This window comes from Nocardia alni (genome assembly GCF_019038435.1).
Taxonomy (GTDB): Bacteria; Actinomycetota; Actinomycetes; order Mycobacteriales; family Mycobacteriaceae; genus Nocardia; species Nocardia alni.
In genome coordinates, this window is record NZ_JAGPOX010000041.1 from 1 (window position 1) to 20,131 (window position 20,131).

The 20,131-nt window shown below is 66.7% G+C and carries 18 protein-coding genes and 1 pseudogene; 6 read left to right on the forward strand and 13 right to left on the reverse strand.

Translation table 11 applies throughout. From position 1 onward, the window contains the following. Positions 1 to 57: 57 nt before the first annotated feature. Positions 58 to 457: pseudogene (locus JZ791_RS17530) on the forward strand (winged helix-turn-helix transcriptional regulator). A 16-nt stretch (positions 458 to 473) separates the two neighbouring features. Here the strand turns inward: JZ791_RS17530 and JZ791_RS17535 are convergent. Beyond that, positions 474 to 1,109, reverse strand: a complete 636-nt coding sequence (locus JZ791_RS17535) for a Uma2 family endonuclease (RefSeq protein ID WP_216896176.1) — start codon at positions 1,107 to 1,109, stop codon at positions 474 to 476. Between the two features lie 280 nt (positions 1,110 to 1,389). Between JZ791_RS17535 and JZ791_RS17540 the strand changes: the two genes are divergently transcribed. Next, on the forward strand, positions 1,390 to 2,007 hold the full coding sequence (locus JZ791_RS17540; protein ID WP_254205862.1) for an ATP-binding protein: 618 nt from the start codon (positions 1,390 to 1,392) through the stop codon (positions 2,005 to 2,007). A 156-nt stretch (positions 2,008 to 2,163) separates the two neighbouring features. Here JZ791_RS17540 and lpdA read toward each other — a convergent pair whose 3' ends face one another. Beyond that, a complete protein-coding gene (lpdA, locus tag JZ791_RS17545) occupies positions 2,164 to 3,567 on the reverse strand; it encodes a dihydrolipoyl dehydrogenase (RefSeq protein ID WP_216896178.1) in 1,404 nt (467 codons plus the stop codon). Positions 3,568 to 3,653: 86 nt separating this feature from the next. On the opposite strand from lpdA, the gene JZ791_RS17550 reads away from it, so the two are divergent. Further along, the gene (locus JZ791_RS17550; protein WP_216896180.1) at positions 3,654 to 5,714 is read left to right on the forward strand and encodes a prolyl oligopeptidase family serine peptidase; all 2,061 of its coding nucleotides are present in this window, start codon (positions 3,654 to 3,656) and stop codon (positions 5,712 to 5,714) included. 4 nt (positions 5,715 to 5,718) lie between these two features. Here the strand turns inward: JZ791_RS17550 and JZ791_RS17555 are convergent, their stop codons facing one another. The 5 genes from JZ791_RS17555 to JZ791_RS17575 form a co-directional block, all read right to left on the reverse strand. Beyond that, the gene (locus tag JZ791_RS17555; RefSeq protein ID WP_216896182.1) at positions 5,719 to 6,579 is read right to left on the reverse strand and encodes an alpha/beta hydrolase family protein; all 861 of its coding nucleotides are present in this window, start codon (positions 6,577 to 6,579) and stop codon (positions 5,719 to 5,721) included. 50 nt (positions 6,580 to 6,629) lie between these two features. Further along, a complete protein-coding gene (locus JZ791_RS17560) occupies positions 6,630 to 7,262 on the reverse strand; it encodes a TetR/AcrR family transcriptional regulator (protein ID WP_254205863.1) in 633 nt (210 codons plus the stop codon). A 442-nt stretch (positions 7,263 to 7,704) separates the two neighbouring features. Then, entirely contained in the window at positions 7,705 to 8,742 is a 1,038-nt protein-coding gene (gene dmpG / locus JZ791_RS17565; RefSeq protein WP_216896184.1) for a 4-hydroxy-2-oxovalerate aldolase, read from the reverse strand. Between the two features lie 16 nt (positions 8,743 to 8,758). Beyond that, positions 8,759 to 9,670: an acetaldehyde dehydrogenase (acetylating) gene (locus JZ791_RS17570; protein WP_216896186.1), complete on the reverse strand. Its 912-nt coding sequence runs from the start codon at positions 9,668 to 9,670 to the stop codon at positions 8,759 to 8,761. Positions 9,671 to 9,687: 17 nt separating this feature from the next. After that, positions 9,688 to 10,473 (reverse strand): 2-keto-4-pentenoate hydratase, encoded by a 786-nt coding sequence (locus tag JZ791_RS17575; protein WP_216896253.1) that lies wholly within the window; start codon positions 10,471 to 10,473, stop codon positions 9,688 to 9,690. A 130-nt stretch (positions 10,474 to 10,603) separates the two neighbouring features. Here JZ791_RS17575 and kstD point away from each other — a divergent pair, with 130 nt between their 5' ends. Both kstD and chsH3 read left to right on the forward strand, forming a co-directional pair. Next, on the forward strand, positions 10,604 to 12,301 hold the full coding sequence (gene kstD, locus JZ791_RS17580; RefSeq protein WP_216896188.1) for a 3-oxosteroid 1-dehydrogenase: 1,698 nt from the start codon (positions 10,604 to 10,606) through the stop codon (positions 12,299 to 12,301). 97 nt (positions 12,302 to 12,398) lie between these two features. Then, entirely contained in the window at positions 12,399 to 13,262 is an 864-nt protein-coding gene (gene chsH3 / locus JZ791_RS17585; RefSeq protein ID WP_216896190.1) for an enoyl-CoA hydratase ChsH3, read from the forward strand. A 225-nt stretch (positions 13,263 to 13,487) separates the two neighbouring features. On the opposite strand, the gene JZ791_RS17590 is transcribed toward chsH3, so the two are convergent. Beyond that, complete coding sequence (locus JZ791_RS17590) at positions 13,488 to 14,249, reverse strand: AraC family transcriptional regulator (RefSeq protein WP_216896192.1); 762 nt, start codon at positions 14,247 to 14,249, stop codon at positions 13,488 to 13,490. Between the two features lie 267 nt (positions 14,250 to 14,516). On the opposite strand from JZ791_RS17590, the gene JZ791_RS17595 reads away from it, so the two are divergent. After that, positions 14,517 to 15,629: an MFS transporter gene (locus tag JZ791_RS17595; protein WP_216896254.1), complete on the forward strand. Its 1,113-nt coding sequence runs from the start codon at positions 14,517 to 14,519 to the stop codon at positions 15,627 to 15,629. A 181-nt stretch (positions 15,630 to 15,810) separates the two neighbouring features. Here the strand turns inward: JZ791_RS17595 and JZ791_RS17600 are convergent, their stop codons facing one another. From JZ791_RS17600 to JZ791_RS17620, 5 genes are read right to left on the reverse strand one after another with little or no spacing between them, the layout of a single operon-like run. Beyond that, positions 15,811 to 16,239, reverse strand: coding sequence for a hypothetical protein (locus JZ791_RS17600; RefSeq protein ID WP_216896193.1), 429 nt, complete (start codon positions 16,237 to 16,239; stop codon positions 15,811 to 15,813). Further along, entirely contained in the window at positions 16,236 to 17,492 is a 1,257-nt protein-coding gene (locus tag JZ791_RS17605; protein WP_216896196.1) for a DUF58 domain-containing protein, read from the reverse strand. Before JZ791_RS17605 ends, JZ791_RS17600 begins: the two co-directional genes overlap by 4 nt. Beyond that, positions 17,489 to 18,451 (reverse strand): AAA family ATPase, encoded by a 963-nt coding sequence (locus JZ791_RS17610; RefSeq protein WP_308162962.1) that lies wholly within the window; start codon positions 18,449 to 18,451, stop codon positions 17,489 to 17,491. Before JZ791_RS17610 ends, JZ791_RS17605 begins: the two co-directional genes overlap by 4 nt. Before the next feature lie 54 nt (positions 18,452 to 18,505). Beyond that, the gene (locus tag JZ791_RS17615; protein ID WP_308162963.1) at positions 18,506 to 19,027 is read right to left on the reverse strand and encodes a hypothetical protein; all 522 of its coding nucleotides are present in this window, start codon (positions 19,025 to 19,027) and stop codon (positions 18,506 to 18,508) included. Next, entirely contained in the window at positions 19,024 to 20,007 is a 984-nt protein-coding gene (locus tag JZ791_RS17620) for a DUF4129 domain-containing protein (protein ID WP_216896200.1), read from the reverse strand. The genes JZ791_RS17615 and JZ791_RS17620 overlap by 4 nt, the downstream gene beginning before the upstream one ends. Between the last annotated feature and the right edge of the window lie 124 nt (positions 20,008 to 20,131).

Sequence of the window (20,131 nt, forward strand, 5' to 3'; positions counted from 1 at the left end):
ACACCCCCCCGGCCCAGCTTCCCGCTGGCCCCGGTAACGGCGATGGTCATGACCCCCATGACCACGCGGCACCCCGAATCGGCCTCCGACCCCGATCCGATGTTGGAAGCCGACGTGTTCTCCCGTAACTGCACCTCACGCCCGGTCCTCCAGGAGGTCGTGAGCCGCTGGGCCGTCCTGGCCCCTGACGGCCCTGCGCGAAGGCCCCTACCGCTCCAACGCCCTACGCCGCCGCGTAGACGGCGTCAGCGAACGCATGCTCTCCCAAACTCTGCAAACCCTCGAACGCGACGGCATGATCCACCGCGAGGTCCACCACACCATCCCCCCACGAGTCGAATACACCCTCACCCCCCTCGGCACCCAGGTGGCCGACAAACTCCAGGACCTGATCGACATCCTGCAGCCCAATATGGACACCGTCCGCGAGGCCCAAGCCGCCTATCACCGCGACTGACCCGCCACCCCTCAGCTCAACCCCAAGGCATCCACTCATCGGTACGGATCGAAATCCCGAACGGTTCCGGCAATTCGATCGTCTCCCCGAATTTCCAGCTCTCCGATGCCTGATAACTGCCTGATTGTGTATCCGGCAGGCTGTACAGCGTCGCGGCGGCAATTTTCGGATCACGGTCCACAATCAGGTAGCGGCGAATACCAACCCGCGCATAACCGTTCCATTTACTCGGACGCGCCCGGCGAACGGCGGGTTCACGGTCCTCAGCGGCATTCGACGGAGAAGTAACCTCCACAGCCAAGGCCAGTTGATTCGGCACCAGCTTCCTCAGAGCCGCCGTACCGGCCAGCCGCGCAACGTCCCGGTCGATAATGCACAGGTCCGGTATGTACCCATCATGGATCTCACTGAGATCGAGATCCTGCATCTGCAAGCATCGCCATGAAAACCTCGGATCGATTGCCTTGGCCCCCGCAAACGTGTCGTGGATATCGCTCACGATCAGGTTGTGCACGACCTCCGGCCCCGGCGCCACAACAATCTCCCCTCCAATGACCTCGACCCGCGTGCCGTCATGCGGCAGCTCGAGCACTCCCGCCAGCTCATCGCGCAACCACAACTCGTACGGATCGACGGGCAACTCGGTAGCCATAACACTCATTGTCTATCCCTCCCTCGCATTGGGCCAGCCCATCGTAATCACGATTTCGCCCGCAATGCCAACTTCATCCGATGTTCGCACTCCCTACAGGGCGACACACCGAAAAACCATCAAAGACGCGCGGTAAGGGGAATATTCCATTACACACTTTTCATTTCGCGAGTACAGCGATCAATGGAAAACGAGTAGTCCAGAAACAACAAGTCGCCCTCCGGTTCGAAACCGGAGGGCGACTTCGCTGACCGACACCACGACAGCTCTGGAACGCAATATGCGTAAGGCCGCGGTTATCACCGGGCTGTTCCGCCAAGATCGCTACGACTATCCACTCGAGGTAATCCGCGAACTGCTCGTCAATGCGCTGATGCACCGCGACTACAGTCCCGGAGCCCGGGGAAGCCAGATCCAGGTCGAGTTATATCGCGATCGCCTGGTCGTGAGGAGCCCCGGTGGATTATTCGGCAATGTCGTCGCCCCTCTGCTCGGGACCAGCGAACAATCTTCCTCCTCACGCAATTCGTCCCTCGCCAAACTACTGTCCGACCTTCCTGTATACGGGCGGGAAGACCATGCGATCAGCGAGAATCGTGGGTCCGGACTGCCGACGGTGATGTCCACCCTGCGCCGGGCGGGCATGAGCCCAGCGGCATTCGATGTAGCACCCGGTCGTGTACAGGTCACCGTTCCACAGCACGCCCTATTGGGTGTGGAAACGATCGAATGGATCGGAAACCTTGGACAGGACGGGCTTACCAATACCCAGCACCTCGACGAGCGCCCGAAGCCGGCGATCGAAAAACCGGAGTGGACGCAGAACTGGATGCGATCGTCCAGGCAATCCGTGCCGGACACGACACCGCCAGATCACTGGAGTCCGTTCTCGGGCTGAACTACCAGGCTGTTCTCCGCCGCCTGCGCAAATTGGTCGATGCCGGTGTCGTCGAGCGAGTACACGCCCGCAACAGCCGCAATCAGCAATATCGACTCAGGTGATGACCGAAAGCGCCCTCCGGACCAGAAACCAGTGGGCGCTTTCGGATGCGAATCAGAAGTTGATCATGTGCCCAGCCAGGCCGTGGAACGCCTCCTGCAACGCCTCGCTCAGGGTGGGGTGGGTGTGGACGTTGCGGGTCAGTTCGTTGACCGTCAGGTCCCACTTCTGGGCCAGGGTCAGTTCGGGGAGCAGTTCGGAGACGTCGGGGCCGATCAGGTGGCCGCCGATCAGTTCGCCGTACTTGGCGTCGGCGATCAGCTTCACGAAGCCGGTCGGGTCGCCCAGGCCGTGCGCCTTGCCGTTGGCGGTGAACGGGAAGGTGGAGATCTTCACGTCGTAGCCCTCGGCGCGGGCCTGCTCCTCGGTGAGGCCGAAGCTGGCCACCTGCGGCTGGCAGAAGGTGGCGCGTGGCATCATCCGGTAATCGCCCAGCGCGAGGGTCTCGGCTCCGGCGATGGTCTCGGCGGCGACCACACCCTGTGCCTCGGCCACGTGCGCGAGCTGGAGCTTCGCGGTGACGTCACCGATGGCGTAGATATGCGGCACGCTCGTGTGCATGTAGTCGTCGATGGCTATGGCGCCGCGCTCGGTGAGCTGCACGCCGGTGGCCTCGAGGCCGAAGCCGCGCACCCGGGGCGCGAAGCCGACGGCCTGCAGCACCTTGTCGACGGTGACGGTCTCGACCGAACCGGACTTGTTGTCCTTGATCGACACGGTGACCTTGGTGCCGTTGTCCTCGATGGACTGCACCGACGCGCCCGTGGTGATGGTGACGCCCAGCTTCTTGTACGCCTTGGTGATCTCCTTGGAGACGTCGGCGTCCTCGTTCGGCAGCGCGCGGTCCAGGAACTCCACGATGCGCACGTCGACGCCGTAGTTCTTCAGGACGTAGGCGAACTCCATACCGATCGCGCCCGCGCCGACGATCAGGATCGACCCCGGCAGGTCGCGGGTGAGGATCTGCTCCTCGTAGGTGACCACGTTCTTCGACAGCGACGTGCCGGGTAGCAGCTTGGTCTCGGTGCCGGTGGCGATGATCGCGTTGTCGAACGTGAGGGTCTCGCTCGAGCCGTTGCTGAGCGCGACCGACAGCGTGTGCGAGTCGGTGAACGTGCCCTTCCCGTCGAACTCGTCGATCTTGTTCTTCTTCATCAGGAAGTGGACGCCCTTGACGCGGCCGTCGGCGACCTTGCGGCTGCGGTCGAACGCCACGCCAAAATCGAAGCTCGCCTCGCCGGAGATACCGAAGGTCTTGGCTTCCTTGGTGAAGATATGCGCGAGCTCCGCGTTACGCAGCAGGGCCTTGGACGGGATGCAACCGACGTTCAGGCACACACCGCCCCAGTATTTCTGCTCGACGATCGCTGTTCGCAAACCGAGCTGAGCGGCGCGGATCGCGGCGACGTAACCGCCGGGCCCGGCGCCGAGAACGACGACATCGTAGTGGGAAGTCACGACGGCAAGTGTAGGCGGCGAACGCGAAGCGTCTCGGTTGAGGGGAGTGGTGGGGCCGAGGCGGGCGAGTCGGCGACAATGTCAGCATGAGCGGTGGGCAGGAGCAGCAGAACGATCCGTACCTCTGGCTGGAGGAGGTGACCGGCGAGCGCGCGCTGGATTTCGCGCGAGCGCACAACGAGGTGGTCGCCGAGCGTTTCGCCACCTCTGACCGGTTCGCCGAACTGGAGCACCGCATCCTGGACATGCTCGACACCGACACCCGTATCGCCTACCCGACCCGGCGTGGGCCGTGGCTCTACAACTTCTGGCGCGACGCCCAGCACGCCAAGGGGTTGTGGCGGCGCACAACGGCCGAGCAGTACGCCACCGACGATCCGGACTGGGAAGTGCTGATCGATCTGGACGCGCTGGCAGCCGCCGAGGACGAGAACTGGGTGTGGGGCGGCGCGGCGGTGCTGCGCCCGGAACAATCGCTGGCGCTGATCAGCCTGTCGCGCGGCGGGGCCGACGCCAAGGTCGTGCGCGAATTCGATATGGCGACAAAGCAATTCCGTGAGGAATCGGACGGCGGGTTCCATCTGCCCGAGGCAAAGTCCAGCATCCGCTGGATCGACGCCGACACCGTCTATGTCGGAACGGATTTCGGCCCCGACTCGCTTACCGACTCCGGGTATCCGCGAATCGCCAAGCGCTGGAAGCGCGGTGAACCGCTCGAGCGGGCGCAGACGGTGTTCGAGGGTGAGCCCGGCGATGTGTCCATCTCGGCGGGCTACGACCGAACCCCGGGCTACGAGCGCCATTTCGTGGGCCAGGCCATCGACTTCTTCAACGAGATCGTCTATCTGCTCGACGAGGACGGCGCCCTCCGCCGCCTCGACACCCCCACGGACGCCTCCGTCTCCTGGTACAAGGACTGGCTGCTGCTGCGCCTGAAGACGCCGTGGGAGGTGGGCGGCGAGACCTATCCGGCGGGCGCCCTGCTGGCCATGGACCTGAACGAATTCCTGGATGGCGCAAGGAATTTCGAGACCATATTCACCCCCGACGAACACACCGCGCTGCACGGCTACGGCTGGACCGAAAACCATCTGCTGCTGATCACCCTCGAGGATGTGCAGACCAAGCTGTACGTCCTCACCCCGGGCACACCGTGGACGCGCGAACCACTGGGTGACGCACCGCCGATGGCGACCACCAACGCCATCAACCTGGATCCGCTGGAGGGTGGTGATGAATTCATGCTCATCACAAGCGGTTTCACCACTCCGGCCACCCTGCTGTCCGCATCGGTGGGCCGCTCGGCCGCACCGCTGAAACAGGAGCCCGGTTTCTTCGACGCCGACGGCATCCGGACCGAGCAGTTCTTCGCCACCTCCGACGACGGAACACAGGTGCCCTACTTCGTGATCCGCCACGGCGACCACCGCGATCGTCCGGTCCCCACGGTCATGTCCGGCTACGGCGGCTTCGAGATCTCTCGCACGCCCGCCTACAGCGGCGCCTCGGGCATGGGCTGGCTCGAGCACGGCGGCGCCTGGGTGATGACGAATATCCGGGGCGGCGGCGAATACGGACCGCAGTGGCACACCCAGGCGCAGAAGGCCGACCGGCACCGGGCCTACGAGGATTTCTCATCCATTGCCAGAGATCTGGTGGCACGCGGTATTACGACCACCGATCAATTGGGCGCGGTGGGCGGCAGCAACGGCGGGCTGCTGATGGGCGTGATGCTCACCCGCTATCCGGAACTGTTCGGCGCGATCGTCTGTCAGGTGCCGCTACTGGATATGCGGCGCTATCACCTGCTGCTCGCGGGCGCCTCCTGGATCGCCGAATACGGCGACCCGGACAAGCCCGAGGAATGGGAGTACCTCTCGAAGTACTCGCCCTATCAGAACACCCACGCCGACCGGCCGTACCCTCCCATCCTGCTGACCACCTCGACCCGGGACGACCGAGTGCATCCCGGCCACGCCCGAAAGATGGCCGCGCGCTTGGCGGAACAGGGCCACACCTTCTGGTACCACGAGAACATCGAGGGCGGCCACGGCGGCGCGGCCGACAACAAGCAGATGGCGTTTCAGGCAGCCCTGATCTACGAGTTCTTCACCCAGATGCTGATCGAGGACCGCAAGAACGCCTGATACCTCACAGATCCCGCATCCACTGTTCGATTCGATCGACAGTGGAGCGGGGATCGGTGATCCATCCGTTGTGCCCCAACGGTTTCGACTCGTGCCAAGTGGTGATCGATGCGTTGGGCAGCTTCTCCAGCAGATGGTCGGCCGAGCTGCGCGGGGCCAGTTCGTCGCCCTCGACGGTGATCGACAGCACGGGCAGTTTCAGCCGGGAGATGCGCTCCTCGTAGTCGATATCGGCGCCGACGGGGACGAATCGCCCGGTGCGGGCCAGCCGCGCCCAGTCGGCGATCAGCACCTTGGACTGGCGGCCGAATCCGCCCGCGGTGATCCGGTCGCCGGGCCAGAATCCGGCCAGGTTGGCGGTCAGCGAGATGGCCGCCGGGCCCACCAGCATGCTTGAGCGGGCGATGCCGCTGTAGCCGCGGTAGTAGGGCGTGCCCGAGGCGATCAGGATCAGCCCGCGCAGCCGGCCGCGGATCCGTGAGGCGTACATCACGCCCAACTGCCCGCCCATGCTGTGTCCCAACAGGATGGGCGTGCTGTCCGGAAAGCGCTCGCGCACCACCTCGAAGATGGCCGGAAAGTCCACCGACACCAGTTCGTGGTAGCCGTAGGCGCTTTCGGCGGTCGGCCGAGGCCGCGAGTCACCGTTGCCGCGCAGTTCGCCGATCGCGACGTCGACCCCGCGCCCGGCCAGTTCCTTGGCGAAATCGCTGTAGTAGATCGCGGGTACGCCCAGGCCGGGGACGATCACCACCACCGCGCGCGGTGTGTCCGCGGTGATCGGATGCCGGTGCCGCCCCCAGGCCGGGATCAGCCGCACCGGCACCGTACTGCCGTCGGTCACCTGGATCGGAACAGTCTCCATGCGCGAACGCTACCGCGCACCAGGTGCGTTCACGTGAACGTCGGCACTCCTCACGAGGTGACCGCGCCGATGATGATGCGCCGCAGCACGCGGATCACATCGTCGAGCGTGGGCCGCGGGTCGGCGCCGCTCCACGCGTCGACGACGTAGTTGACCGCGCCGATGATCGCCAGCATCCGCATCTCGTAGTCGCCCGGCGGGATCTCCCCGTGCAGCGCGGCGTCTTCCGCCGCACTCGCCAGCAGCGAGCCCCAGGCCCGGCGTAGATCGAGCCGGAACTTCTCCACCTTGGGCCCGGCGCCGACCACCTCGACCAGCGCGACGCGTGCCTTGCGCGGATCGCGGCCCACCGACTCGATGTAGGCGCGGATGGCATGGTCGATGATGTCGGCCGCAGGTTCGTCGGCGTGGTCGGCCAGAGCCGTCGTGACCGCCTCCCGCGATTGCCGGTCGATCTGTTCGTAGAGCTCTAGTAGTAGCGATTCGCGGCCGGTGAACTCCTCGTAGAACTGTCGTGACGAGAGCCCGGCGTCCTTACAGATAGCGCCCACCGAGCTATTGCCATAACCGTCGCGCGCGAACACCGTCAATCCCGACTCCAGAAAACGTGCACGTCGCTGCCGCTGCCGGTCTTCTACGGGCTGTCCGGCGTACATTCTGCCCGCATTCGTCTCCTGTGACATTGCGCCAGAGAATACAGAAGGGCCCGATCCCCTCGTCATGGATCGGGCCCTTCGTTTTCACCGCCAGCTAACTTCGCGTTAGCCGAAAGTTGGCTGCATAACCGGTATTTTGGATGCCCTACCGCATCCGACCGGCAACCAGCCATTAGCTGAATCAGGGGCTCCGAAACAGCCTCGCCAAGCATAACTGTTTTACCGGAATTTTCTAGTCCAAAATCGCTTCCGTTTGAGCGCACCAGAAGACCGCCCAGGAAACCCGCTCACGACTGTCCAATCGGCGCCGCGCTAATAGTCGTTACACCCGAGGGCCTCGCCTGTGAGCCGAGGTAGCACATACCGGGCGAATCGGATAACCGGCCGGTTGGCCCGAGCCGCCGCCGACCCCGCGAACGACAAAGGGCCGCAGACGGTTTCCCGTCCACGGCCCTTCGGGCGCCGAATATCAGGCGGTGACGGCCTGCTGCTCCCGCTGCAGCTCCAGCGCGATATCGATCAGCTGATCCTCCTGGCCGCCGACCAGCTTGCGCTTACCCGCCCGCACCAGCATCTCCGCCGCGGAGACCCCGTACCGCTCGGCCTGACGCTCGGCATGCTTGAGGAAGCTCGAGTACACCCCCGCGTAGCCCATCATGAGGGCCTGGCGGTCCAGCAGGCACTCCTGCGGCATGGCCGGGCGTACGACGTCCTCCGCGGCGTCGGCGATGGCGAAGAAGTCGATGCCGGTCTTGATGCCCAGCTTGTCGCACACACCCACGAACGCCTCGACCGGTGTGTTGCCCGCGCCCGCGCCGAAACGCCGCGCGCTGCCGTCGATCTGCTTGGCTCCCGCCTTCACCGCGTAGATCGAGTTGGCCACCGCCAGGTCCAGGTTCTCGTGACCGTGGAAGCCGACCTGTGCGTCGTCACCGAGTTCGGCGACCACCGCGGCGATCCGGTCGGTAACCTGATCCAGCACCAGGGCGCCGGCCGAGTCGACCACGTACACGCACTGGCAGCCGGCGTCGGCCATGATCCGCGCCTGCTTGGCCAGCACCTCGGGCGGCTGGCTGTGCGACATCATCAGGAAGCCGACGGTTTCCAGTCCCAGTTCCCGCGCCAGCCCGAAGTGCTGGATGGACACGTCGGCCTCGGTGCAGTGCGTGGCGATGCGCACGATCGAGGCGCCGTTGTCCTGGGAGACCTTGATGTCCTCCTTGACCCCGACGCCGGGCAGCATGAGCACCGCGATCTTGGCCCGCTTGGCCGTCTGCGCCGCGATCGTGACCAGTTCTTGCTCGGGGGTTTTGGAGAAGCCGTAGTTGAACGAGGAACCCCCCAGGCCGTCGCCGTGAGTGACCTCGATCACCGGAACGCCGGAGCTGTCCAGCGCCGCGACGATATCGCGCACCTCGGTCGCGGTGAACTGGTGCCGCTTGTGATGCGACCCGTCCCGCAGCGAGGTGTCGGTGACGCGAATGTCGAGTTCTTGTGAATACACCATCGATTCGTTCCTTTCCCTACACCCGAGCCGAGAGGATCCGGTCGGCCAGCACTTCACCCACGCGCGTGGCGGCGGCGGTCATGATGTCGAGGTTGCCCGAATAGGGCGGCAGGAAATCGCCCGCGCCCTCGACCTCCACGAAGATCGAAACCTTCGCCATACCACCGGAAACCACCGACGGGTCGTCGAATTGCGGCTCGTTCAGCAGCCGGTAGCCGGGCACGTACTCCTGCACCGACTTCTCCATCCGCGCGATGGAATCGGCGATGGCGTCGCGATCGGCATCCTCCGGAATCGCGCAGAAGATGGTGTCGCGCATGATCATCGGCGGCTCGGCGGGGTTCAGGATGATGATGGCCTTGCCGCGCTGGGCGCCGCCGATCGTCTCCACACCCCTGGAGGTGGTCTTGGTGAATTCGTCGATGTTGGCGCGGGTTCCGGGTCCGGCGGACACCGACGAGACCGAGGCGACGATCTCCGCGTACGGCACCGGAACGACCCGGGAGACGGCCGCGACCATCGGAATCGTCGCCTGCCCGCCGCAGGTGATCATATTCACATTCGGGGCGTCCGTGAGTGTGTCGAGATTCACCGGCGGGATGACGGCCGGGCCGACGGCGGCCGGAGTCAGGTCGATCGCCTGAATGCCCGCTGCCTCGTACTTGGGCGCGTATTCGCGGTGCACGTAGGCCGAGGTGGCCTCGAACAGCAGATCGGGCTTGTCCGGCAGCGCCAGCAGCCAGTCCGCGCCCTCGTGCGAGGTCTCCAGGCCCAGACCGCGGGCGCGCTTCAAACCCTCACTGTCCGGATCGATCCCGACCATCCAACGCGGTTCGATGGAGTTCGAGCGCAGCAGCTTGTAGAGCAGATCGGTACTGATGTTGCCGGAACCGACAATGGCGGCGCTGACTTTCCCATTCGCAGTCACGTGTATCTCCTACTGGCTCAGCTGAATTGCAGACGAACAGAGCCGAGTCCGTCGAACTCGGCGTGGAAGGCGTCGCCCGGACGGGCGTCGATGGCACGGGTGCACGAGCCGGGCAGCACGATGTCACCGGCCTTCAGGCGCACACCGAACTGCGCGACCTTGCGGGCCAGCCAGGCCACCGCGGTCGTGGGATCGCCGAGCACCGCATCGCTGCGGCCCTCGGCGATCAGTTCACCGTTGCGGGTCAGGCGCGCGTCGATCTTCTTGATGTCCACCGCATTCGGCGCGACCCGCTCGGGGCCCAGCACCCATCCGGCCGAGGAGGCGTTGTCGGCGATGGTGTCGCACAGGGCGATCTTCCAGTCCTTGATGCGGGTGTCGATCAGTTCGATCGACGGGGCGTACGCGACGGTCGCGGCGAGCACGTCGGCCTCGGTGCACTCCTCGCCGGGCAGATCCGCGCCGAGCACGAAGCCGACCTCGACCTCCACCCGCGGGTACAGGTACTTCGAGCTGTCGACCACGACGTCCTCGAACACCTGCATCTCGCCGAGCAGATGGCCGTAGTCGGGTTCGTCGACGCCCATCATCTTCTGCATCGCCTCGGAGGACAGCCCGACCTTGTGGCCGATGACCTTCGCACCGCCGTCCAGGCGTGCGCGGATGTTCACCAATTGGATCTCGTAGGCATCCACCACGTCGATGTCGGGATACCGCGCGACCAGCGGGTCGACCGGCACCCGGTCACGTTCGGCGGCCGCGAGCTCCGCGGCCAGTTCACTCCGTACCGCGTCGGACAGCACACTCATTCCTTCCACTGTGGGGCCGGTGGGTTACCAACACAGAAACTGAAACGAGTTTTCCTGGGAAAACCTGCCCCAGCAGTACCTTCTGCCATGCCAATATAGACCAACCCGGCACTGATTCTATAACGTGTTCTACATGACTGATCGGGAATACGACGTGGTGGTGGTCGGTAGCGGCGCCGCCGGGATGACCGCCGCACTCACCGCGGCGCACCACGGCCTGAGCGCGGTGCTCATCGAGAAGGCCGCGCACTACGGCGGCAACACCGCGCGCAGCGGCGGCGGGGTGTGGATCCCGGGCAACAAGGCGCTGCGCGCCTCCGGCCGCCCCGACGACCGCGAGCAGGCGCGCACCTATCTGCACAGCATCATCGGCGACGCCGCGCCCGCGGACCGGATCGACACCTACATCGATCGCGGCGCGGAGGCGTTCGACTTCGTGCTGGATCACTCGCCGCTGAAGATGAACTGGGTGCCGAACTACTCCGACTACTACCCGGAGGCCCCGGGCGGCCTGTCCTCCGGCCGCTCGTGCGAGCCGAAGCCGTTCGACGCCAAGACCCTGGGCGAGGAGCGGTTCAAGCTGGAACCGCCGTATGCCAAGGCGCCGATGAATGTCGTGGTCACGCAGGCCGACTTCGTCAAGCTGAACCTGATCCGGCGGCATCCGCGCGGCATGCTGCGGGCCATGCGGGTGGGCGCGCGTACCTACTGGGCCAAGGCCACCGGCAAGCATCTGCTCGGCATGGGGCAGGCGCTGATCGCCGCGATCCGCAAGGGCCTGCTGGACGCGAATGTGCCGCTGCTGCTGAACACGCCGATGACCGGGCTGCTCATCGAGGACGGGCGCGTGGTCGGCGTCGAGGCGACCGACAACAACGCCGGCGGCGAGTCCATCGTATTCCGTGCCCGCTACGGCGTGGTGCTGGGCTCGGGCGGTTTCGAGCGCAACGAGGACATGCGGCACAAGTACCAGCGTGAACCGATCACCACCGAGTGGACAACCGGTGCGATGAGCAATACCGGCGACGGCATCGTCGCGGGGATGGCCGCGGGCGCGAACATCGATGTCATGGAGGACGCCTGGTGGGGGCCGACCATCTTCAAGGGGGGCAAGCCGTGGTTCGCCCTGGCCGAGCGCAATCTGCCCGGCAGCATCATGGTCGACGAGAGCGGTGAGCGCTTCGGGAATGAGTCCGCTCCTTACGTCGAGGCCGTACACACCATGTACGGCGGGAAATACGGGCAGGGCGAGGGGCCCGGCGAGCATGTGCCCGCCTGGCTGGTCTTCGACCAGCGCTACCGCAACCGCTATATTTTCGCTGGTTTGCAGCCCGGTCAAAGGATCCCGTCTCGCTGGATGGAAAACGATCTGATCGTCAAGGCCGACACCCTGCCCGAGCTGGCCACGAAGATCGGCGTTCCCGCCGAGGCGCTGGCCGCGACCGTCACGCGGTTCAACGGCTTCGCCGAGAAGGGCAAGGACGAGGACTTCGGGCGCGGCGAGAGCGCCTACGACCGGTACTACGGCGACCCGACCGTGAAGCCGAACCCGAGCCTCGCCGGTCTGGTGCAGGGACCGTACTACGCGGCCAAGATGGTGCCCGGCGACCTGGGCACCAAGGGTGGTCTGGTCACCGACACCGCCGGACGGGTGCTGCGCGAGGACGAGACGGTCATCGAGGGCCTGTACGCCTCCGGGAACTGCTCGGCGCCGGTGATGGGCCACACGTACGCCGGTCCGGGCGCCACCATCGGACCCGCGATCACCTTCGCCTACCTCGCGGTCCAGGACATCCTGCGTCGATCGAAGAACAGCGCATAGCTCGATGTGACATTCACCCCGATCCGGTCAGCGGGATCGGCACCGGGATCGCGACAGCGATCCATGACGATGGATATGAGCAGCCAGGAGTACTTACATGCCGATTGATCCGAAAGTCGCGCTGGGAGCGGAGCTTCCGTCGGAGGAGTTCGCGTGGACGCCGTCCGACGTGCAGCTCTACCACCTGGGTCTGGGCGCGGGGACGCGGTGGACCGACGCGGGTGAACTGCGCTATCTGGATGACCGGCAGCCGCAGGTGCTGCCGACCTTCGCGACCGTGGCGCCGACGATGCGGGTCACCGAACCACCGCGGGTGAGCTTTCCCGGCGTGGAGATCGACCTGGCGAAGGTCGTGCACGGGAGCCAGGAGATCGTGCTGCACCGGCCGATTCCCGCGTCCGGTAAGGCCAGCAGCACCACCCGCATCACCGAGGTGTGGGACAAGGGTTCGGCGGCGGTGATCGCGAACGAGTCCACCGTCATCGGCTCCGACGGCGAATTGCTGTGGACCGCACGATCGTCCATCTTCGCCAAGGGCGAGGGCGGCTTCGGCGGCGAGCGCGGCCCCAGCACCAAGGCCGAATTGCCGGACCGCACACCGGATTACACCGCCACCACACCGACCCTGCCGCAGCAGGCCCTGCTGTACCGCATGTGCGGGGACCGCAACCCCCTGCACTCGGATCCCGAATTCGCCCGCGGCGCGGGCTTCCCCAACCCAATCCTGCACGGCCTGTGCACCTACGGTCTGGTCTGCAAGACCGCGGTCGATACGGTCCTGGGCTCCGATGCCACCCGCGCGACGGGTTTTCGCGCCCGTTTCGCCGGCGTCCTGTACCCCGGGGAAACAATTCGGACCCGGATGTGGTTACAAGGTGATGAGCTCGTCATCGCGGCTACCGCGATCGAGCGCGACGAGGCCCCCGTCTTGGGCGATGTTCGTCTGACGTTCACCGCCTGACCCAGACCCCGCCGTCCCGGCGCCGGAGACCCCGGCAGCGCACCCTCGTCGCGCTGTCGCCCGTCCCGCCGGGGCGGCGGTCACCACTTCCGCACACCCGGCACGGCTCGGTGCACCGAACGGTGACCGCGTGGCGAACCGCAGGCGCGGGCGAGCGGAATCGTAGGCACACCATACGTTTCGACGCGAACTGCCCACTTCAAAACACGGCCGAGGGCTTACTGTTCAGGCGTTGGGACGCGCAAACGGGCTCGTCGCTCGGTCGGTTCCGGGGGTATGGCCGAGTACCCGGCGATAGACGTCGATGAAGGCGCTGGGGGTGGACCAACCGCAGCGGTGGGCGACCGTGGTGACCGGCGCGCCCTCGGCCAGCAGCTGCATGGCGCGGTGGACGCGGAGCTGGGTGCGCCATTGGGGGTAGGTCATGGCGAATTCGGTGCGGAACAGGCGGGTCAGGCTGCGTTCGGACACGCCCACCCGGTGGCCGAGGGCCGACAGCGTCCAGATATGCGTCAGATCTTCCTCGACCAGGGCGCATGCCTCGCGGAGCCGGGGGTCGGCGGCCACGGGCAGGCGCAGGGGCTGTTCGGGGCAGCGGCGTAGCTGATCGAGCAGGACCTGGCGCATGCGGTCGAGTTCCGCGGCGGGCAGTTCGGCGGTCGAGCAGGTGATGATCAGCTCACGTGCCAGCGGCGGGACGGCGATGACCAGCGGTGTCGCGCCGTCGGGCAGCAGGTTCACCACGAACGCCATGGAGTGGAATCTGGTCGGCCCGTGGAACCGATGTTCGTGCGCGCATCCGGCGGGGATCCAGATCGCGCGGTCGGGGGGCGCGATCCAGCTGCCGATATCGGTGCGGACCTCGGCCGCGCCGGTGCTCATGTAGACGAGCTGGTGGACGTCGTGCCTGTGGCGATCGATGCGCGCACCGGCGGGCAGCTCCATGGCCACCTCGAGCAAAGCGGGCCGCTGGCCGATTACCGACATAAATTGTCATTTTATCGGAAGTCTGCCGATGCCCTGCGCCCTTAAGCTCGAATTCTGAGCTTCCGCGAGATGGCCCAGTCGCTCCCGCGCACGAACCAACCTGGTGTGCATCGCATTTCGATGGATTCCCGGCAGTGCGTCGACCCGGCGCCGCACCCTCGCGTTCGTAAGCTCACCGCCCCGGGCGATTGAGCGAAAGGTGTTGCGGCAGTGAATATCAGTACGACCACCGGGAGAAGCGAGTCCGTGGTGTCGACGTTCACCCGCATGCGGTACTGGGTGATCGCGCACGCGGTCGACGACTTCTATCAGGGCATCGTCCCGGCGAGCGTGCCGTTCTTCGTGCTCGAACGCGGCTACAGCTACACCGCGACCTCCGGACTGGCGTTGGCGGCGACGTTGGGAAGCGCACTGCCGCAACCGATTCTGGGTGTGCTCGCCGATCGGCGAGCACTGCTGTGGCTGGCGCCGGCCGGCCTGACGACGGCCGGTATCGGCGCGGGGCTGGCCGGACTCGCCCCGACCTATCCGCTGGTGTGGATTCTGTTGCTGCTCTCGGGAATCGGCGTCGCTGCCTTCCATCCTGCCGCGGGTCGCGACGCACGCCGGGACGCCGGCGACAGCACCACCGGAATGAGCCTGTTCGCCGCGGGCGGCAACGTGGGCTTCTTCCTCGCTCCCGCCCTGGCGACCCCGGCACTGGTAACGCTCGGGGTCGGCGCGACAGCGCTGTTCATCCCGCCGGCCGCGGTGATGGGTTTCCTGCTGTGGCGCTATCAGCAGCGGCACGCGGCGACGGCACGCACCGCCGCACGCGGCGACGGCCGCGATCGATGGCTGGCCTTCTCCACCCTGACAGCGTTGGCGGTCGTTCGTTCGAGCCTGTTCTTCGGGGTGAACACCTTCGTCGCCCTGTACTGGATCAAGCATTTCGGCGCCTCACGCGAACTCGGCGGCGCCGCCCTGACGTGTTTCCTGGTAGGCGGGGTCGTGGGCACGCTCATCGGCGGCCGCATCGCCGACCGATTCGGCATGCTGCGCACGATTCACATCGGCAGCGTCGCGACGATTCCCGCGATGGTGCTGCTGCGCGCGGTCCCGAACGCGGAACTGGGCCTGGCCGCCGCGGTGCTCGCGGGGATGGCGGTGAACATGCCGTTCGCGGTGGTGGTCAAGCTCGGTCAGGACTATCTGCCGACACGGCCGGGCACGGCCGCCGGAGTGACCCTCGGCCTGGCGGTCAGCGCGGGCGGGTTGTTCGTCCCACTGCTGGGCATGATCGCCGACCACCACGGCCCACAGGCCGTCCTGACCGTGCTGTGCTTCGTACCGATCGCGGTGGTCATCTTCGGGCTGCTGCTACCGCATCCGCAGAGGTGAAATCAGTCCTTCGGGAAGCCGGTCGAGAACAGGCCCCCGATCGCGACGGCGCAGATGACGGAGACAACCGGAATGATCCACATACCGTCAGACTACAAGGTGTAGTAGATATACCCCGCCGATTGTGCCGAGCATCACCGCAGGCAGGCGGGGTGAATGGTGGCGTGGGTCACTATCCGGTCTACTCGTGCGCGCGGACCGCGAGGCCCTGGACGACCGCCGCGTACAGCAGGACCACCAGGATGGGCGCGGCCAGCGGAACCCACCGCAGATGCGCCGGAACCAGGGTCGCGGCGACCGCGGCGGCGGCGAAGCACACCGCACCCGCCACCGAGGGCGCCGTGGTCGGCACCACCCCGGCGGGGGCGGTCACCGTGGCGGTATTGAGCAGGTAGGTCGTGGCAACCAGACCGGTCGCGGCCGCGGCGAGCGCACCGGTATCGGACCAGGTCAGCGCGCCCAGCGCCACCAGAACGGCGCCCACGGCGCAGGGGCGATACCGCCATCCCGCCGCCACCAGCGCCAGCGCCGGAATCCCGGCCCAGGGCAGCTCGATCGCCACGGCCAGCGTGAGCAGCAGCCCGGACAGGACCGCGAGGAATCGCGTCATCGCCGCACCCGCACGACCCGGCGCCGGTCCGGAATCAGCCGCATCACCTGGTCCAGGCGCGTGCCCTCGGGCCAGGCCACGATATCGACGCCGACGGTGCCCATATCCCGGTACATCGTCGCCCGTTCCAGCTGCCACATCCGGGCCAGTGTGGAATTCAGGCCATCGCGAAACGGAGCGCCGCGCAACACATCCACGACCACCACGACGTGCCCGCGCTTGCGCAGGTCGATCAGCGCCAGGGCGAACTGCGTGTCCAGCAGCGTCGAGAACGCCACCACGACCGCGCCCAGCGGCACCGCCGGACGCGGGGCCAGCGAGCCCGAGGTGGAGATGTGCTCGTCCCCCGCGTCTAGCACGGTGTCGATGAGGCGATAGAACTGCCGCCGCCCGATATCGGCGCGCAGATAGCGCGGCGCTCCGCCACCCAGGCAGACCACCGCGGTGCGATCCCCCGCCCGCAGCGCGGACTGCGCCACCTGCGCCGCGCCGCGCACCGACAGCTCGATCGATTCCGATGCCGGACCCGGCGCCTGTTGTGAGGTATCCACCAGCACAACGACGTCCGCGGCCCGGTTGGTGAGCCGCTCGGTGACGAACAGCCGTCCGCGGCGCGCGCTCACCGGCCAGTTCACCGTGCGCAGTTGATCACCCGCGGAGTAGACGCGGATGTCGGCGTACTCGACGCCCGGACCGTGCCGGTGAGTGAGGTGGGTGCCGATGCGCTCGGGAAATTCGGTGCGCGGCAACCGCATCGACTGCGGATCGGCGATCGGGTACACGTACACCTCGCCCGCGGGCAGGTGCACCGCCGCCACCGCCAATCCGGCCGGGCTCAGGGCGCTGACCCGCATCGTCACCGGATACCGGCCCCAGCGCGCGGTCGAGAGCGCGAGCCGCAATCCGGCCGGGGTCGCGCCGGAATCCACCGCCTCCTCCACCCGCGTATCCAGACCGCGCGCCGGCTGCGGCTTGCAGCGCAGCAGCGCATGACCCTGCTCGACGAACGCTGTCGCGGCCAGCACGACCTCCTCGGACTCGAAGCAGCGCAGCACACCGGCACCGTCCACTCGAATCCTGGTGCGCGCCAACTGGGCCGGTGCGGTAGCGAGTACGCCGAGCATGGGCGCGGCGAAGACGACCAGCTGCCACCGGCTCAGCATCACCGCCAGGACCAGTGCGACAGCCGCCGACGTGGCGAGCATGTACACCAACGGCGCTGGTCGCCAGCGTAATTCGGCCTCTGTACTCATGTCGCGACGCCGCGCGGAACCGGCAGGCGGCGAAGCAACTCGGAGATCACGTCCTCGCCACGAATTCGGCGCACCCACATCTCCGGACGAAGTGTGATGCGGTGCGCGATCGCCGAAACCGCGAGGGCCTTCACGTCTTCCGGGATCACGTAGTCGCGGCCGAGCAGCAGGGCGCGGGCGCGCGACATCTGTACCAGATCCAGTTCCGCGCGGGGGCTGGCGCCGACCTCCACCTGCGGGTGGCTGCGGGTCGCGGCGGCCAGCGAGACCACATAGGTGACCACGTCGGGATGCACGGTGACGAATTCGACCGCCTGGCGCATCTCCAGCAGGCCCGCGGCGTCCACCACCTGGCCCACCTGCGGCGGTATCGCGCCGCGTTCGAGGCGGCGGCGAATCATCTGCGTCTCGTCCTGTTCGGACAGGTAACCCAGGCGCAGTTGCAGGGCGAAGCGGTCGAGCTGGGCCTCCGGCAGCGGGTAGGTGCCCTCGTACTCGATCGGGTTGTCGGTGGCCAGCACGACGAAAGGCTGTGGCAGCGGGAAGGTTTCGCCGTCAATACTCACCTGTCCCTCGGCCATCGCCTCGAGCAGCGCGGCCTGGGTCTTGGGCGGAGTGCGGTTGATCTCGTCGGCCAGCAGCATATTCGTGAATACCGGGCCCTTGCGGAAATTGAAACGACCCGAATTCATATCGTAGATGGTCGAGCCGATCAGGTCCGCGGGCAACAAATCCGGCGTGAACTGTACCCGGGTGAAATTCAAACCCAATGCGGTGGCGAAGGATCGGGCGATGAGCGTCTTGCCCAGCCCCGGAAGATCTTCGATAAGGACATGTCCACCCGAGAGCACAGCAATCATGATCAGCTGCAATTCATCTCGCTTGCCGACCACGACCCTCGATATTTCGCGCAGCACCGATTCGGTGCGCTTGACGGTCGCGTCCAATGGTTTCGTCACAGTCATATTTCCTACGGCGTCATATCTTTTGCCATTGTCATCGGTCCCGAAGCGTCACATGTCTTGTAGCCGCCGCAGTATCTCGTCCAGCGCCGCACGTCCCGGCGCGCGCGTCTTCTGTTCGCGCAGTGCCGAATTGGCCGGATCCACCCAGCGCCACAGCTCGGGACCGAACTGCAACACCCCCGCCGCCTCGGTGGCGCGGCGATCCTTGGCGATACGGTGCCCGCTGGACAGCTCGAATTCCTTGGCCAGCAGGGGCCGCAGATGCCGATCCCAGTCCGCGCGGGTGCCATCGGCGCGATGCGCGAGCATCTCCGCGCGGGCATGCCAGCGGTGCAGCATCTCCGCCGGGCCGTTCTCGATATCGTCGTCGGCACCGTCGTCGTTGGTGGGGGCGCCTGCACGCCCGGCCAGGGACCGGAGCAGCAGCGCCAGCCCCGCCAGCACCGGCACGCCGGTCAGCACCGGAAGCAGTGCGCGCTGATTGTCGAAGCCGATCGCCTCGACCAGCAGGATCAGCACGATCACACCGCCGGCCGCGACCGAGCGGGCCATACCGGCCGTGTCGCTCACGACGGCGCCCCGCTGACGCTCGGCTCTGTCGTGCGCCCGCCGCGCTGCGTCTCCCCGCGAAGATCCCGCAGCGCGATCCGCAGGAGCTGTTCGGCCCGCATGCGCTGCCACTCCAGCATCGAGTGCGGGCTGAAGCGCGCCTCTTCGAACAGGGTGACGAGCTCCCGCGCGGAGGCATCGCGCAGCGCACCGCGATCGAACGCCCGGGCCAGCACCTCCGAGGGGGTATCGGAGATCAGCGGGGCGACCTCCCGCGCGGCCGCCAGACCGCGCTCCATCGCGACGTAGCAGGCGATGATGGCGGTGCGCGCATCCTGGCCCGAGGCGATCATCGCGGCCAGGCCCATTTCGGCCACCTGTACCAGTGACACCGTGGATTCCGGTCCAGCGGAGTGGAATTCGTCGTCCTGTGCGACCGGGCGCCGCCGGGTGTTGATCACGACCGCGACGAGTCCGGCCAGGGCCACCGCGACCAATGCCCCGGCCGTCACACCGATCAACAGCATCGCGCCGCCGGACAATTTCCGTTGACCGGGCGCCGGATGGGGAGCCGGGATGGACGAGGGCGGAGCCTGGCTCGGGGTGGCGGAGGTCGTCGGACTCTGCGGGGCGCGCAGCTGGTATCCGCCCAGCACGAGATGCACCAGCCAGCCGACCGCCGCGACGAGGGCGACGGCGGCCAGCACGGCCACCACGATGAGCCCGATCCTGCCCAGTCGGAGCGACCGGCGCTCCCTGCGCCGTCCGGCGTCGGGCAGCGCGAGCGGCAGCCGATGCTGGCTGGTGATCACCCCGGCCAGCAGAATCACGATCGACACCAGCGACAGCACCGGCATCAGCGCGACGCTGACCGTCGTGGGCGCCGACACCGCACGCGGTCCGCTGCCGCCCGGCAGATACCCACGCAGTGCGAGGACGGCCAGAACCACGAGTGCGATCGCTACGATCGCACGCGGTACCGCCGTTCCCACGCGGATCATGGGCCTCTTTCGGATCTTGTCACTTCGGGTATCCAGTACTGCTGGAAACAGCCATATGGTTGCACGCCGAGCAGTTGTCCGGGCCGGAATTCGTGACACGCGCCACTACCTCGTGCCACCTACC

Coding starts and splice junctions, on each gene's coding strand:
- JZ791_RS17535 (WP_216896176.1), bottom strand. CDS start 1,109: ATGGCTACCGAGTTGCCCGTCGATCCGTACGAGTTGTGGTTGCGCGAT.
- JZ791_RS17540 (WP_254205862.1), top strand. CDS start 1,390: ATGCGTAAGGCCGCGGTTATCACCGGGCTGTTCCGCCAAGATCGCTAC.
- JZ791_RS17550 (WP_216896180.1), top strand. CDS start 3,654: ATGAGCGGTGGGCAGGAGCAGCAGAACGATCCGTACCTCTGGCTGGAG.
- JZ791_RS17555 (WP_216896182.1), bottom strand. CDS start 6,579: ATGGAGACTGTTCCGATCCAGGTGACCGACGGCAGTACGGTGCCGGTG.
- JZ791_RS17560 (WP_254205863.1), bottom strand. CDS start 7,262: ATGTCACAGGAGACGAATGCGGGCAGAATGTACGCCGGACAGCCCGTA.
- dmpG (WP_216896184.1), bottom strand. CDS start 8,742: ATGGTGTATTCACAAGAACTCGACATTCGCGTCACCGACACCTCGCTG.
- chsH3 (WP_216896190.1), top strand. CDS start 12,399: ATGCCGATTGATCCGAAAGTCGCGCTGGGAGCGGAGCTTCCGTCGGAG.
- JZ791_RS17590 (WP_216896192.1), bottom strand. CDS start 14,249: ATGTCGGTAATCGGCCAGCGGCCCGCTTTGCTCGAGGTGGCCATGGAG.
- JZ791_RS17595 (WP_216896254.1), top strand. CDS start 14,517: ATGCGGTACTGGGTGATCGCGCACGCGGTCGACGACTTCTATCAGGGC.
- JZ791_RS17600 (WP_216896193.1), bottom strand. CDS start 16,239: ATGACGCGATTCCTCGCGGTCCTGTCCGGGCTGCTGCTCACGCTGGCC.
- JZ791_RS17605 (WP_216896196.1), bottom strand. CDS start 17,492: ATGAGTACAGAGGCCGAATTACGCTGGCGACCAGCGCCGTTGGTGTAC.
- JZ791_RS17620 (WP_216896200.1), bottom strand. CDS start 20,007: ATGATCCGCGTGGGAACGGCGGTACCGCGTGCGATCGTAGCGATCGCA.